Annotated in this window: 12 protein-coding genes, 1 tRNA gene and 1 pseudogene; all 14 read right to left on the reverse strand. The window is 58.8% G+C overall.

Translation table 11 applies throughout. From position 1 onward, the window contains the following. Nucleotides 1–195, reverse strand: a 195-nt coding sequence (locus tag U8L64_RS05180; RefSeq protein WP_333394106.1) for a GTP-binding protein, incomplete at its 3' end; no start/stop codon positions are given. A 30-nt stretch (nucleotides 196–225) separates the two neighbouring features. Then, nucleotides 226–2,328, reverse strand: a complete 2,103-nt coding sequence (gene fusA / locus U8L64_RS05185; protein WP_043299525.1) for an elongation factor G — start codon at nucleotides 2,326–2,328, stop codon at nucleotides 226–228. A 30-nt stretch (nucleotides 2,329–2,358) separates the two neighbouring features. Beyond that, complete coding sequence (gene rpsG / locus U8L64_RS05190) at nucleotides 2,359–2,829, reverse strand: 30S ribosomal protein S7 (protein WP_003291415.1); 471 nt, start codon at nucleotides 2,827–2,829, stop codon at nucleotides 2,359–2,361. Nucleotides 2,830–2,923: 94 nt separating this feature from the next. Further along, on the reverse strand, nucleotides 2,924–3,295 hold the full coding sequence (rpsL, locus tag U8L64_RS05195) for a 30S ribosomal protein S12 (RefSeq protein ID WP_003291416.1): 372 nt from the start codon (nucleotides 3,293–3,295) through the stop codon (nucleotides 2,924–2,926). A 138-nt stretch (nucleotides 3,296–3,433) separates the two neighbouring features. After that, nucleotides 3,434–7,633, reverse strand: a complete 4,200-nt coding sequence (rpoC, locus tag U8L64_RS05200) for a DNA-directed RNA polymerase subunit beta' (protein ID WP_043299526.1) — start codon at nucleotides 7,631–7,633, stop codon at nucleotides 3,434–3,436. Between the two features lie 64 nt (nucleotides 7,634–7,697). Continuing rightward, on the reverse strand, nucleotides 7,698–11,768 hold the full coding sequence (gene rpoB, locus U8L64_RS05205) for a DNA-directed RNA polymerase subunit beta (RefSeq protein ID WP_043299527.1): 4,071 nt from the start codon (nucleotides 11,766–11,768) through the stop codon (nucleotides 7,698–7,700). Between the two features lie 215 nt (nucleotides 11,769–11,983). Then, nucleotides 11,984–12,352 carry a 50S ribosomal protein L7/L12 gene (rplL, locus tag U8L64_RS05210; protein WP_003297700.1) on the reverse strand — a complete coding sequence of 123 codons (369 nt, stop codon included), beginning with the start codon at nucleotides 12,350–12,352 and terminating at the stop codon, nucleotides 11,984–11,986. Between the two features lie 73 nt (nucleotides 12,353–12,425). Further along, nucleotides 12,426–12,926, reverse strand: coding sequence for a 50S ribosomal protein L10 (gene rplJ / locus U8L64_RS05215; protein ID WP_043299528.1), 501 nt, complete (start codon nucleotides 12,924–12,926; stop codon nucleotides 12,426–12,428). A gap of 204 nt (nucleotides 12,927–13,130) precedes the next feature. Next, on the reverse strand, nucleotides 13,131–13,826 hold the full coding sequence (rplA, locus tag U8L64_RS05220; RefSeq protein WP_043299529.1) for a 50S ribosomal protein L1: 696 nt from the start codon (nucleotides 13,824–13,826) through the stop codon (nucleotides 13,131–13,133). Then, the gene (gene rplK / locus U8L64_RS05225; RefSeq protein WP_043299530.1) at nucleotides 13,826–14,257 is read right to left on the reverse strand and encodes a 50S ribosomal protein L11; all 432 of its coding nucleotides are present in this window, start codon (nucleotides 14,255–14,257) and stop codon (nucleotides 13,826–13,828) included. The genes rplA and rplK overlap by 1 nt, the downstream gene beginning before the upstream one ends. 110 nt (nucleotides 14,258–14,367) lie before the next feature. Beyond that, nucleotides 14,368–14,901, reverse strand: a complete 534-nt coding sequence (nusG, locus tag U8L64_RS05230; protein ID WP_003291424.1) for a transcription termination/antitermination protein NusG — start codon at nucleotides 14,899–14,901, stop codon at nucleotides 14,368–14,370. Between the two features lie 10 nt (nucleotides 14,902–14,911). Then, nucleotides 14,912–15,280 (reverse strand): preprotein translocase subunit SecE, encoded by a 369-nt coding sequence (gene secE, locus U8L64_RS05235; RefSeq protein WP_043299531.1) that lies wholly within the window; start codon nucleotides 15,278–15,280, stop codon nucleotides 14,912–14,914. Between the two features lie 43 nt (nucleotides 15,281–15,323). Beyond that, a tRNA-Trp gene (locus U8L64_RS05240) sits at nucleotides 15,324–15,399 on the reverse strand. A 51-nt stretch (nucleotides 15,400–15,450) separates the two neighbouring features. Beyond that, nucleotides 15,451–15,736: pseudogene (tuf, locus tag U8L64_RS05245) on the reverse strand (elongation factor Tu); the annotation flags it as partial.

Raw genomic sequence — 15,736 nt, forward strand, 5'->3', positions numbered from 1 at the left:
GGTGTTGATGGTGATACCACGAGCCTTCTCTTCCGGCGCGCTGTCGATCTTGTCGAAGTCGACACGAGCGGAACCGAACACTTCGGAGCACACACGGGTCAGCGCAGCAGTCAGAGTGGTCTTGCCATGGTCAACGTGACCGATGGTGCCGACGTTGACGTGCGGTTTGTTACGTTCGAATTTTTCCTTAGCCACGACAGTAAACCTCTTACTTAAAGGGCTGAATCAACCTTGTTTTTTGACAATAGCTTCGACGATATTCGACGGAGCCTCGGCGTACTTGGAGAATTCCATGGAGTAGCTTGCGCGACCCTGAGACATGGAGCGTACGTCAGTTGCATAGCCGAACATTTCGCCCAGCGGAACCTCCGCACGAATAACTTTACCCGTGACCGAATCTTCCATACCCTGGATCAGACCGCGACGACGATTCAGGTCACCCATCACGTCACCCATGTAGTCCTCAGGAGTCACTACCTCGACCTTCATGATCGGCTCAAGCAGTACTGCACCCCCCTTCTGAGAGAGTTGCTTGGTCGCCATAGAAGCCGCGATCTTGAACGCCATTTCGTTGGAGTCGACATCGTGGTAGGAACCATCGAACACGGTCGCCTTCAGGCCGAGCAGCGGATAACCGGCGAGAACGCCATTCTTCATCTGCTCTTCAATGCCCTTCTGGATGGCAGGGATGTATTCCTTAGGAACCACGCCACCAACGACTTCGTTCTTAAATTCCAGACCTTCCTGACCTTCGTCGGAAGGCTCGAAGCGAATCCAGCAATGGCCGAACTGGCCGCGACCGCCAGACTGACGAACGAACTTGCCTTCGATCTCGCACTTGTTGCGAATCATCTCGCGATAGGCGACCTGCGGCTTACCGATATTGGCCTCGACATTGAACTCGCGACGCATACGGTCAACGATGATATCCAGGTGCAACTCACCCATACCACCGATGATGGTCTGGCCGGTTTCCTCATCGGTCCTGACACGGAAGGAGGGGTCTTCCTGAGCCAGACGACCCAGCGCAACACCCATCTTTTCCTGGTCAGCCTTGGTCTTCGGCTCAACGGCAACGTGGATCACTGGCTCAGGGAAGTCCATGCGCTCAAGGATGATCGGCTTTTCGATCGAGCAGAGAGTGTCACCAGTGGTAACGTCCTTCATACCGATGAGAGCAGCAATATCGCCTGCACGGCACTCCTTGATCTCGTCGCGCTGGTTGGCGTGCATCTGCACCATCCGACCAACACGCTCCTTCTTGCCCTTAACCGAGTTCATCACCGAGTCGCCGGAAGTCAGCACGCCGGAATAGACACGGGTAAAGGTCAGAGTACCAACGAAAGGATCGGTGGCGATCTTGAAGGCCAGAGCGGAGAACGGCTCATCATCGCTGGCATGGCGCTCATCGACCTGCTCCTCGTTATCCGGATTAACACCCTGGATAGCAGGAATCTCGGTCGGAGCCGGCAGGTAATCGATTACCGCATCGAGAACCAGCGGAACGCCCTTGTTCTTGAACGAAGAACCACAAACAGCCGGAACGATTTCGCAAGCGATTGTGCGCTGACGCAAGCCTGCCTTGATTTCGTCGACGGACAGGTCACCTTCTTCGAGGTACTTGTTCATCAGCTCTTCGCTGGCTTCGGCGGCTGCCTCGATCATGTTGGAACGATACTCTTCGGCAAGCTCCATCAGCTCCGCCGGAATCTCTTCCTCGCGATAGGTGGTGCCCTTATCGTCGTCGTTCCAGTAGATCGCCTTCATCTTGATCAGATCGATCTGACCTTCGAAGTTCTCTTCCGCACCGATGGCAATCTGCACAGGAACTGGGGTATGCCCCAGACGCTGCTTAATTTGCTTGACCACGCGCAGGAAATTAGCCCCCTGGCGGTCCATCTTGTTTACATAGACGATACGCGGCACGCCGTACTTGTTGGCTTGGCGCCATACGGTTTCCGACTGCGGTTCAACACCAGAGGTACCACAGAACACCACAACAGCGCCATCAAGCACGCGCAGCGAACGCTCCACCTCAATAGTGAAGTCGACGTGACCCGGAGTATCAATAACGTTGACGCGGTAATTGTCAAACTGCCCGCGGGAACCCTTCCAGAAGGTCGTTACAGCAGCTGAGGTGATGGTGATACCACGCTCTTGCTCCTGCACCATCCAGTCGGTGGTAGCAGCGCCATCGTGCACTTCACCCATCTTATGGCTGAGGCCGGTATAAAACAGAATCCGCTCGGTAGTAGTGGTCTTGCCCGCGTCAACGTGGGCACAGATACCGATATTACGGTAGCGGTTAATCGGGGTAGTACGGGCCACAATAAGGTCCTCGTAGAGTTTGCGCTTGAATTAGAAGCGGTAATGCGAGAACGCCTTATTGGCTTCCGCCATACGATGCACGTCTTCACGCTTCTTAACCGCAGCGCCTTTGCCTTCAAAAGCATCCAGCAGCTCGCCAGCGAGACGCAGCGCCATGGACTTCTCGCCACGCTTGCGCGCAGCGTCTACCAGCCAGCGCATGGCCAGCGCATTGCGACGGGACGGACGAACCTCGACCGGAACCTGGTAAGTCGCACCACCTACGCGGCGGGACTTCACTTCGACCAGCGGAGCGATGGCGTCGAGTGCTTTTTCGAAGATTTCCAGGGGGTCGCCATTCTTGCGCTCTTTAACCTTGTCCAGAGCACCATAAACGATACGCTCGGCAACAGCTTTTTTGCCGCTTTCCATCACGTGGTTCATGAACTTGGCCAGGATCAGACTTCCGTACTTCGGATCGTCCAGAATCTCGCGTTTGGCCGCTACACGACGTCTTGGCATTGATAAGCCCTCAAAACGGTCTTCAGGTTAGCTCGGGACGGTGACAGAGCACGCCCGACCTTACTCTTATCGACTCAAATAAATAGAAATGTGCTTACTTCGGACGCTTGGCGCCGTACTTGGAACGACCCTGCTTACGATCCTTGACACCCGAGGTATCCAGCGAACCGCGCACGGTGTGGTAACGCACACCCGGGAGGTCCTTGACGCGACCGCCACGGATCAGCACAACGCTGTGCTCTTGCAGGTTATGGCCTTCACCGCCGATGTACGAGGCGACTTCGAAGCCATTGGTCAGACGAACACGGCACACTTTACGCAGTGCGGAGTTCGGTTTCTTCGGCGTGGTGGTGTACACACGGGTGCACACGCCACGGCGTTGCGGGCAGTTTTGCAGCGCAGGGACGTCGCTCTTTTCGACGACGCGCTTGCGCGGCTGACGTACCAGCTGGTTGATAGTTGCCATCTACTAGCTCCACTGTTGTCTTTCGACACAAACGAAAAATGGCAGGGCGCGAAGCCCCGCCAAATTAGGGGTACGAGAGTCTAAAGAGCTTCTCGCACACCGTCAAGGCAGCCCCCGACTCGCGTCGGGGGCTGGCACTCAGTTGCCGCTGGAATTCAGCGCCTCGGTCAGCGCCGCTTCGACCTCATCGGCACTCACGCGGACCGGCTTGTCGGCATCACGCTTGCGCTTGCGCTCGCTGTGATAGGCCAGCCCGGTACCGGCCGGGATCAGACGACCCACGACCACGTTCTCCTTCAGGCCGCGCAAATAATCGCGCTTGCCAGTGACGGCCGCCTCGGTCAGCACCCGCGTAGTCTCCTGGAAGGAGGCTGCGGAGATGAACGATTCGGTCGACAGCGAGGCCTTGGTGATACCCAGCAGGACGCGCACGTACTTGGCGACGAACTTGTCCTCTTCACTCAGACGCTCGTTTTCTTCCAGCACCTGAGTCAGCTCCATCTGGTCACCCTTGATGAAGCTGGAATCACCCGACTCGGTGATCTCGACCTTGCGCAGCATCTGCCGCAGGATGGTCTCGATGTGCTTGTCGTTGATCTTAACGCCCTGCAGGCGGTAAACGTCCTGGATCTCATTGACGATGTACTTGGCCAGCGCGCTGACACCCAGCAGACGCAGGATATCGTGCGGGTTGCTCGGACCGTCGGAGATCACTTCCCCCTTGTTCACCTGCTCGCCTTCGAAGACGTTGAGGTGACGCCACTTCGGAATCAGCTCCTCGTACGGATCGCTGCCATCGGTCGGCGTGATGACCAGACGGCGCTTGCCCTTGGTCTCCTTGCCGAAGCTGATGGTGCCGCTGATTTCCGCCAGGATCGAAGGCTCCTTCGGACGACGCGCTTCAAACAGGTCAGCCACACGCGGCAGACCACCGGTGATGTCGCGGGTCTTGGAAGTCTCCTGCGGGATACGTGCGATGACGTCACCCACACTCACTTCGGCGCCATCAGCCACGCCGACCAGGGCGTTGGCCGGCAGGAAGTACTGCGCCGGAACGTCGGTACCCGGCAATAGCAGGTCCTTGCCATTCGCGTCGACCAGCTTGACTGCCGGACGGATATCCTTGCCAGCGGCCGGACGGTCCTTGGGATCCATCACCTCAATGTTGGTCAGACCGGTGAGTTCGTCGGTCTGACGCTTGATGGTGATGTTCTCCTCCATGCCGACGAAGGTCACGATACCCTTCATTTCGGTCACGATCGGGTGGGTGTGCGGATCCCACTTAGCGACTACCGAGCCCGCATCGACCTTGTCACCTTCCTTAATGGAGATAACCGCGCCGTACGGCAGCTTATAGCGCTCGCGCTCGCGACCGAAGTCGTCGGCCACTGCCAGTTCGCCGGAGCGGGAAACCGCCACCAGCGCACCGTCGGTACGCTCGACGTACTTCAGGTTGTGCAGGCGGATGGTACCGCCGTTCTTCACCAGCACGTTGTCGACGGCAGAAGTCCGGCTCGCCGCACCACCGATGTGGAACGTACGCATGGTCAGCTGAGTACCCGGCTCACCGATGGACTGCGCAGCGATAACCCCTACTGCCTCACCGATGTTGACCTGATGCCCGCGGGCCAGATCGCGACCATAGCACTTGGCGCAGATGCCATAACGCGTCTCGCAACTGATCGGCGAGCGCACGATCACTTCGTCGATGCTGTTCAGTTCGATGAAATCGACCCACTGCTCGTCGATCAGGGTACCGGCCGGTACCAGAACCTCTTCAGTACCCGGTTTGAGCACGTCACGCGCAATTACCCGACCGAGCACACGCTCGCCCAGCGGCTCGACTACGTCACCACCCTCGATGTGCGGCGTCATGTGCAGGCCTTGCTCGGTGCCGCAGTCGATCTCGGTCACCACCAGATCCTGCGCGACGTCGACCAGACGACGGGTCAGGTAACCGGAGTTCGCAGTCTTCAGCGCAGTATCCGCCAGACCCTTGCGCGCACCGTGGGTCGAGATGAAGTACTGCAGTACGTTCAAACCTTCACGGAAGTTCGCAGTGATCGGCGTCTCGATGATGGAACCGTCCGGCTTGGCCATCAGGCCGCGCATACCGGCGAGCTGGCGAATCTGTGCCGCGGAGCCCCGCGCACCGGAGTCGGCCATCATGTACATCGAATTGAAGGAATCCTGCTCGACTTCCTTGCCCTCGCGGTCGATGACCTTCTCGCGCGAGAGGTTGGCCATCATCGCCTTGGACACTTCGTCGTTAGCCTTGGACCAGAGGTCGATCACCTTGTTGTACTTCTCGCCCTGGGTGACCAGGCCGGAAGCGTACTGGCTCTCGATCTCCTTCACTTCCTCGGTAGCGGCGTCGATGATGCGCGCCTTCTCGTCCGGGATGACGAAGTCGTTCACGCCGATGGAAACGCCGGAAATCGTCGAGTAGGCGAAACCGGTGTACATCAGCTGGTCGGCGAAGATAACGGTGTCCTTCAGCCCCACCGTGCGATAGCACAGGTTGATCAGCTTCGAGATCGCCTTCTTCTTCATCGGCTGGTTGACCACGTCGAACGACAGGCCGGCCGGCACGATCTGGAACAGCAGTGCACGCCCCACGGTGGTATCGACAATGCGTACATTGTTGGCAACGCTACCATCGCGCTCCTTGACGGTCTCGTGGATACGCACCTTGATCCGCGCGTGCAGCGAGGCTTCACCGGCACGGAATACGCGGTCGACTTCCTGCAGGTCAGCGAACACGCGACCTTCGCCCTTGGCATTGATGGCTTCGCGGGTCATGTAGTACAGACCCAGAACCACGTCCTGCGACGGCACGATGATCGGTTCACCGTTGGCCGGCGAAAGGATGTTGTTGGTCGACATCATCAGCGCGCGCGCTTCCAGCTGAGCTTCCAGCGTCAGCGGCACGTGCACGGCCATCTGGTCACCGTCGAAGTCGGCGTTGTACGCCGCACAAACCAGCGGGTGCAGCTGGATCGCCTTGCCCTCGATCAGCACCGGCTCGAACGCCTGGATACCCAGACGGTGCAGCGTCGGCGCACGGTTGAGCAGCACGGGATGTTCGCGGATGACTTCGGCGAGCACGTCCCAAACCTCGGGAAGCTCGCGCTCGACCATCTTCTTGGCGGCCTTGATGGTGGTCGCCATGCCGCGCATTTCCAGCTTGCCGAAAATGAACGGCTTGAACAGCTCCAGCGCCATCTTCTTCGGCAGACCGCACTGATGCAGACGCAGGGTCGGGCCGACGGTGATCACCGAACGACCGGAGTAGTCCACGCGCTTGCCCAGCAGGTTCTGACGGAAACGCCCCTGTTTGCCCTTGATCATGTCGGCCAGGGACTTGAGCGGGCGCTTGTTGGAACCAGTGATGGCCCGACCGCGACGGCCGTTGTCCAGCAGCGCGTCGACCGCTTCCTGCAGCATGCGCTTTTCGTTGCGCACGATGATGTCCGGCGCGGACAGATCGAGCAGGCGCTTGAGACGGTTGTTACGGTTGATGACACGGCGATACAGATCGTTCAGATCCGAGGTCGCGAAACGGCCGCCATCCAGCGGAACCAGCGGACGCAGGTCCGGCGGCAGTACCGGCAGCACGGTCAGCACCATCCACTCAGGCAGGTTGCCCGAGCCATGGAAAGCTTCCATCAGTTTGAGGCGCTTGGACAGCTTCTTGATCTTGGTTTCCGAGTTGGTTTGCGGGATCTCTTCGCGCAGGCGACCAATTTCGTGTTCCAGGTCGATCTGGTTGAGCAGTTCGCGCACGGCCTCGGCACCCATGCGGGCATCGAAATCATCGCCGAACTCTTCCAGCGCCTCGAAGTACTGCTCATCGTTCAGCAGCTGGCCCTTTTCCAGCGTGGTCATGCCCGGATCGATGACCACGTAGCTCTCGAAATAGAGCACGCGCTCGATATCACGCAGGGTCATGTCCAGCAGCAGACCGATACGGGACGGCAGCGACTTCAGGAACCAAATGTGGGCAACCGGCGAAGCCAGCTCGATGTGCGCCATGCGCTCGCGGCGCACCTTGGCCAGCGCGACTTCCACGCCGCACTTCTCGCAGATCACGCCACGATGCTTGAGGCGCTTGTACTTGCCGCACAGGCACTCGTAGTCCTTCACCGGCCCGAAGATCTTGGCGCAGAACAGGCCATCGCGCTCCGGCTTGAAGGTGCGGTAGTTAATGGTCTCCGGCTTCTTCACTTCACCGAAGGACCAGGAACGGATCATCTCGGGCGAAGCCAGGGCAATCTTGATGGCATCGAACTCTTCGATTTGACCCTGGTTTTTCAACAGATTCAGCAAGTCTTTCAAGGCCTTTCCTCCTCACGGACCTGCGGCAGCCGGCTCTCGCCGGCGCCGCGTAGGCGGTGCGTGGTTATTCGGTTTCCAGATCGATATCGATACCGAGCGAGCGGATTTCTTTGATCAGCACGTTGAAGGATTCCGGCATGCCGGCCTCCATGCGGTGATCGCCGTCCACGATGTTCTTGTACATCTTGGTCCGCCCGTTCACGTCGTCCGACTTGACCGTGAGCATTTCCTGCAGGGTATACGCGGCGCCGTAGGCTTCCAGCGCCCAGACCTCCATTTCCCCGAAGCGCTGACCACCGAACTGCGCCTTGCCGCCCAGCGGCTGCTGGGTAACCAGGCTGTAGGAACCGGTGGAACGCGCGTGCATCTTGTCGTCGACCAGGTGGTTCAGCTTGAGCATGTACATGTAGCCGACCGTGGTGGTGCGCTCGAACTTGTTGCCGGTACGACCATCGAACAGCTGCATCTGACCACTTTCCGGCAGATCGGCCAGCTTCAGCATGGCCTTGATCTCGCGCTCCTTGGCACCGTCGAACACCGGCGTGGCCATCGGCACGCCCTTGCGCAGGTTGTTAGCCAGATCCAGCACTTCCTGATCGCTCAGCTCGTCCAGGCTTTCCTGACGCCCGCCGATCTCGTTGTAGATCTCGTGCAGGAACTTGCGCAGCTCGGCAACCTTGCGCTGTTCTTCCAGCATCAGGTTGATCTTCTCGCCCAGTCCCTTGGCCGCGAGGCCCAGGTGGGTTTCGAGGATCTGACCGACGTTCATACGCGACGGCACACCCAGCGGGTTGAGCACGATGTCGACCGGCGTGCCGTTGGCGTCATGCGGCATGTCTTCGACCGGCATGATCACCGAGACCACACCCTTGTTACCGTGACGACCGGCCATCTTGTCGCCCGGCTGGATACGGCGCTTGATCGCGAGGTAGACCTTGACGATCTTCAGCACGCCCGGCGCCAGGTCATCGCCCTGCTGCAGCTTGCGCTTCTTGTCTTCGAACTTGTCGTCGAGCAGCTGACGGCGATCAGACAGATAGGCCTGAGCCTTCTCCAACTGCTCGTTCAGCGCATCTTCAGCCATGCGCAGCTTGAACCACTGGCCGTGCTCCAGCCCATCAAGGATCTCGTCAGTGATGACAGCACCTTTCTTCAGGCCAGCGCCGCCTTCAGCAGTCGCGCCCACCAGAGCCGAGCGCAGGCGCTCGAAGGTAGCGCCTTCGACGATACGGAACTCCTCGTTGAGGTCCTTGCGGATCTCGTCGAGCTGCATCTTCTCGATAGCCAGGGCACGGGAGTCGCGCTCCACGCCGTCACGGATGAACACTTGCACGTCGATGACAGTGCCCTTGGTGCCGGTCGGCACGCGCAGGGAGGTGTCCTTAACATCGCTGGCCTTCTCACCGAAGATCGCGCGCAGCAGTTTCTCTTCCGGGGTCAGCTGGGTCTCGCCTTTCGGCGTGACCTTGCCCACCAGAATGTCACCCGGGCCGACCTCGGCACCGACATAGACGATGCCCGCCTCATCCAGCTTGTTCAGCGCAGCCTCGCCCACGTTGGGGATGTCCGCGGTGATTTCCTCTGGACCGAGTTTTGTATCACGCGAGACGCAGGTGAGTTCCTGAATGTGGATGGTGGTGAAACGGTCTTCCTGAACCACACGCTCCGACAGGAGGATGGAGTCCTCGAAGTTGTAGCCGTTCCAGGGCATGAACGCGACGCGCATGTTCTGCCCCAGAGCCAGCTCGCCCATGTCGGTGGACGGACCGTCAGCCATGATGTCGCCACGCTCGACCACATCACCCTTGCTGACCAGCGGGCGCTGGTTGATGCAGGTGTTCTGGTTGGAGCGGGTGTATTTGGTCAGGTTGTAGATGTCGACACCGGCTTCGCCCGTCTCGACTTCTGCGTCATGCACACGCACGACGATACGGCTGGCGTCGACCGAATCGATTACGCCACCACGACGGGCGACCACGCAGACGCCGGAGTCGCGCGCCACGTTGCGCTCCATCCCGGTACCCACCAGCGGCTTGTCCGAACGCAGAGTCGGTACGGCCTGACGCTGCATGTTGGAGCCCATGAGGGCGCGGTTGGCGTCGTCGTGCTCAAGGAACGGGATCAGCGATGCGGCGACGGAAACCACCTGCTTCGGCGATACGTCCATCAGCGTGACGTCTTCCGGCGCCTTGACGGTGAATTCGTTCAGATGACGCACGGCAACCAGTTCGTCGACCAGCTTGCGGCCATCCAGCTTGGCGCTGGCCTGGGCGATCACGTGGTCAGCCTCTTCGATGGCCGAGAGGAACACGATCTCGTCGGTGACTTCGCCCTCCTTGACCACACGGTACGGGCTTTCCAGGAAACCGTACTGGTTGGTGCGGGCGTAGGCGGCCAGCGAGTTGATCAGACCGATGTTCGGACCTTCAGGGGTTTCGATCGGGCAAACGCGACCGTAGTGAGTCGGGTGCACGTCACGCACTTCGAAGCCGGCACGCTCACGGGTCAGACCGCCAGGGCCGAGCGCGGAGACGCGGCGCTTGTGGGTGATCTCCGAGAGCGGGTTGTTCTGGTCCATGAACTGCGACAGCTGGCTGGAACCGAAGAATTCCTTCACCGCCGCCGCGACCGGCTTGGCGTTGATCAGATCCTGCGGCATCAGGCCTTCGCTTTCGGCCATCGACAGACGTTCTTTGACCGCACGCTCGACGCGCACCAAACCGACGCGGAACTGGTTCTCGGCCATCTCGCCGACGCAACGCACACGACGGTTACCCAGGTGGTCGATGTCATCGACGATACCCTTGCCGTTACGGATATCGACCAGGGTCTTGAGCACCGCGACGATATCTTCGCGGCTGAGTACACCGGAGCCTTCGATCTCGGTACGACCGATACGACGGTTGAACTTCATCCGACCGACGGCAGACAGGTCGTAGCGTTCGGACGCGAAGAACAGGTTGTTGAACAGGGTCTCGGCGGCATCCTTGGTTGGCGGCTCGCCAGGACGCATCATGCGGTAGATCTCGACCAGCGCTTCCAGCTGATTGGTGGTCGAGTCGATCTTCAGCGTGTCGGAAATGAACGGGCCACAGTCGATATCGTTGGTGTACAGCGTTTCGAAACGCACCACTTGGGCCTTGACGATCTTCGCCATGACATCGACGGTCAGCTCGGTATTGCACTCGGCGATGATCTCGCCGGTGGCCGGATGCACAACTGCCTTGGCTACCGTACGGCCCAGCACATAGTCCATCGGCATCTCAAGTTCCTTGATGCCGGACTTGTCGAGCTGATTGATGTGACGCGCAGTAATGCGACGACCCTGCTCGACGATGACCTTACCGCTTTCATCCTTGATATCGAAGGAAGCGATCTCGCCGCGCAGACGCTGCGGGACCAGTTCGAGCGCAAGGGTCTCGCCCTTCACATGGAAGACGTTGGTGTCATAGAACGCATCGAGGATTTCCTCGGTGCTGTAGTTCAATGCACGCAGCAGTACGGAGGCCGGCAGCTTGCGGCGACGGTCGATACGCACGAACACGGCGTCCTTCGGATCGAACTCGAAGTCCAACCAGGAACCGCGGTAGGGAATGATCCGCGCGGAGTACAGCAGCTTACCGGAGCTGTGGGTCTTGCCACGGTCGTGATCGAAGAACACACCCGGCGAACGGTGCAGCTGGGAAACGATAACGCGCTCGGTACCGTTGATGATGAAGGTACCGTTCTCGGTCATCAGGGGAATTTCCCCCATGTAGACTTCCTGCTCCTTGATGTCCTTGATGGCCTTGTTCGACGACTCCTTGTCGAAAATGATCAGGCGCACCTTGACCCGCAGCGGAACCGCGAAGGTCACACCGCGCAACACGCATTCCTTGACGTCGAAAGCCGGCTCGCCGAGACGGTAGCCGACATACTCCAGCGCTGCATTGCCGGAGTAGCTGATAATCGGGAAAACGGATTTGAAGGCTGCATGCAAGCCAATGTCGCGGAACTGATCTTTGGTCGCTCCCGCCTGCAGGAATTCGCGATACGAATCCAGCTGGATGGCCAAAAGATACGGCACGTCCATCACGTGCGGTAACTTGCTAAAGTCCTTGCGGATACGTTTTTTCTCAGTGTATGAGTAAGCCATCAGCGTTCCCCAGCTTGGTCACCTGCTTGTGGCCTCTCCCGACGGGAGCTGCCAGAAAATCTTGCGAACCCTTGATTCGCTCCACCCGGCGGGGTGGCTCTTCCCGCGAAAGACAGCTCATCGCCAGTCTTTCAGAACGGAAAAAGGCCGGTGGCAAGAGCCACCAGCCGTCAGCCTTGCGCGGAGCGCTTCGGCTGTAGACGCAAGGTCGTCGCTTACTTAAGCTCGACTTTGGCGCCAGCTTCTTCCAGAGCCTTCTTGGCAGCTTCGGCTTCCTCTTTGGAAACGCCTTCCTTGACCACGCCCGGGGCGCCGTCAACGACAGCCTTGGCTTCTTTCAGGCCCAGGCCGGTCAGCTCGCGAACAGCCTTGATAACGTTCACTTTCTTGTCGCCAGCTTCGGCCAGAACGATGGTGAACTCGGTCTGCTCTTCGACAGCGGCAGCCGCCGGGCCAGCAGCAGCGACGGTAGCGGCGGCAGCGGTAACACCGAACTTCTCTTCCATTGCCTTGATCAGTTCAACAACCTGCATCACGGACATTTCGGAAACGGCGTTGATGATGTCTTCGTTGGTCAGAGCCATGACTCTAATTCCTGTATTGAGGTGACGGCCTGCGGCCATCTAATTCATTAAGAAGTCGAAAGCGCAGCTTGCCTTAGGCAGCAGCGGCTTCCTTCTGGTCGCGAATGGCCGCCAAAGTACGAGCCAGCTTGCTGGTAGCGCCTTGAATCACGCTCATCAGCTGCGAAATGGCTTCGTCGTAGGTCGGCAGGGTTGCCAGTACATCGATCTGATTGGCTGCGAGGAACTGACCCTCGAACGCAGCGGCCTTGATCTCGAACTTGTCCTGACCCTTGGCAAACTCCTTGAAGATACGAGCGGCAGCGCCCGGATGTTCGTTGGAGAATGCAATCAGGGTCGGGCCTTTGAACACGTCGTTGAGCACGTCAAACTGAGTGCCTTCAACGGCGCGCTTGAGCAGGGTATTACGTACGACACGCACGTAAACGCCAGCTTCGCGGGCCTCTTTACGGAGTCCGGTCATGGCCCCCACGGTCACGCCACGGGCATCAGCCACGACAGCGGACAGGGCAGCATTGGCAGCCTCGTTGACTTCAGCGACGATGGCCTTCTTGTCTTCGAGTTTGATTGCCACGGGTTTACTCCTGGATGTTACCGGTTCATCCGGTCGAAACCGGACGGGTTTTGGTGTCTGATTCGGTACGAATCGGGAGCACCTCTGCGTAGGCTGAAGGATCACTCCTTCGGTTTAAGGCTTACGCCGCCTACGGTCTTGGATAGCCCCCGCCAGGCAGGGACCCCAATCTTGCCGACCCTGCCGCAGCGGGGTCGTATTGCCTCACGCCTCGAGGGAAGCCTGATCGATGACCAGGCCCGGACCCATGGTGGTGCTCAGGGTCACGCGCTTGACGTAGATACCTTTGGAAGTAGAGGGCTTCAGACGCTTCAGGTCGGAGAGCAACGCCTCGACGTTCTGCTTCAGCTGGCCAGCTTCAAACCCAACCTTGCCAACGGAGGTATGGATGATGCCGTTCTTGTCGGTACGGAAGCGCACCTGACCAGCCTTGGCATTTTTGACCGCAGTGGCGACATCAGCAGTAACGGTGCCGACTTTCGGGTTCGGCATCAGGCCACGCGGACCGAGCACCTGACCCAACTGACCAACGACACGCATGGCATCGGGCGAAGCGATGACGACGTCATAGTTCAGATCGCCGCCTTTCATTTCGGCAGCAAGCTCGTCCATACCGACGCGATCAGCCCCGGCGGCCAGAGCAGCTTCAGCGCCGGGACCCTGGGTGAATACGGCCACGCGAACAGTCTTGCCGGTGCCGTTCGGCAGGACGGTAGCACCGCGTACGACCTGATCGGATTTGCGCGGATCAACGCCAAGGTTGATGGCAATATCGAAGGATTCGGTGAATTTCACCGCGGACAGCTCGGACAACAGCTTGGCAGCATCTTCAAAAGCGTACTGCTTGCCGGCCTCGACCTTCTCGGCGATGGCCTTCTGGCGCTTGGTCAACTTAGCCATTACACACCCTCCACGTTCAGGCCCATGCTGCGGGCAGAGCCAGCGATGGTACGCACAGCGGCTTCAAGATCAGCAGCGGTCAGATCGGCGTTCTTGGTTTTCGCGATCTCTTCCAGCTGTGCACGAGTCACGGTACCGACTTTCTGGGTGTTGGGACGCGCAGAACCGCTGGCCACGCCGGCGGCCTTCTTCAGCAGGACAGCAGCCGGAGTACTCTTGGTTTCGAACGTAAAGCTGCGATCACTGTATACAGTAATGATCACCGGAGTCGGCAGACCAGGCTCTTGGCCCTGGGTACGGGCGTTGAACGCCTTGCAGAACTCCATAATGTTCACGCCATGCTGACCCAGCGCAGGGCCTACCGGCGGCGACGGATTGGCCTGACCGGCCTTTACCTGAAGCTTGATATAAGCTTGAATTTTCTTAGCCATAAATACTCCGTTACGGGTGATAGCGCCTTGCGGCTCCCCCATGCGACTTGTTTATCCCAGTGACGACAAAACCCCGCAGCCAACAGCTGCGGGGTATGGGATTCTTTCAGCTAGACCTTCTCGACCTGACTGAACTCCAGCTCTACGGGAGTAGAGCGACCGAAAATGAGCACAGCAACCTGAATGCGGCTCTTTTCGTAATTAACCTCTTCCACTACGCCATTAAAGTCAGCGAAAGGACCATCCGCAACACGCACGACCTCGCCCGGCTCAAACAGCGTTTTCGGCTTCGGCTTGTCACCACTATCGGCGACCCGACGCAGAATAGCCTCAGCCTCCTTGTCGGTGATGGGTGCAGGCTTATCAGCCGTACCACCGATGAAGCCCATGACGCGAGGAGTATCCTTGACCAAGTGCCATGTACCCTCATTCATTTCCATCTGAACCAGCACATAACCCGGGAAGAATTTGCGCTCACTCTTACGCTTCTGGCCGTTTCGCATTTCGACCACTTCCTCGGTCGGAACCAGGATCTCGCCAAAGTCCTCTTCCATGCCAGCAAGCTTCACACGCTCAATCAGGGAGCGCATCACATGCTTCTCGTAACCCGAGTAAGCATGCACAACATACCAACGCTTAGCCACGAGAAATCCTTTAACCTACGATCATGGAAACCAGCCAGCCGAGCAAGGAATCCAAACCCCACAACAGCAACGCCATAACCAGAACCACCGCAACCACGATCAAGGTGGTCTGGGTAGTTTCCTGGCGAGTCGGCCAAACAACTTTCCGAATTTCGACACGAGCCTCCTTCAGCAAAACGAAGAAGGCCTGCCCCTTGACTGTCTGCAAAGCGACCAAGCCTGCAACCGCAGCAACGACCAGCAATGCCAACACCCGGTAAAGAATCGGCTCAGCGGAGTAATATTGATTACCAACGACGGCAACGACCACCAAAGCAGCCACAACAAGCCACTTCACCAGATCGAAGCGCGTGTCTTTGGCTTCAGCTTTGATATTCATCTGCTAGAACCCTGCAAAAGATTGCCAAATCCGACGTCGAATTTGGCAGGCCAGGAGGGAATCGAACCCCCAACCTGCGGTTTTGGAGACCGCCGCTCTGCCAATTGAGCTACTGGCCTAGAAAGAGTCAGGCCGACTATTATGCCGACCTGCTACAGACAGATCAATCGTTATTCGACGATCTTGGCAACCACGCCGGCGCCAACGGTACGACCACCTTCGCGAATCGCGAAGCGCAGGCCGTCTTCCATGGCGATCGGCTTGATCAGGGTAACAACCATCTTCACGTTGTCGCCCGGCATCACCATCTCAACACCTTCCGGCAGCTCGCACGAACCGGTCACGTCGGTGGTACGGAAGTAGAACTGCGGACGGTAGCCCTTGAAGAACGGAGTATGACGACCACCTTCTTCCTTGGACAGCACGTACACTTCGGCTTCGAACTTGGTGTGCGGC

The sequence above is a fragment of the Pseudomonas sp. FIP_A4 genome (genome assembly GCF_036701605.1).
GTDB classification, from domain to species: domain Bacteria; phylum Pseudomonadota; class Gammaproteobacteria; order Pseudomonadales; family Pseudomonadaceae; genus Stutzerimonas; species Stutzerimonas phenolilytica.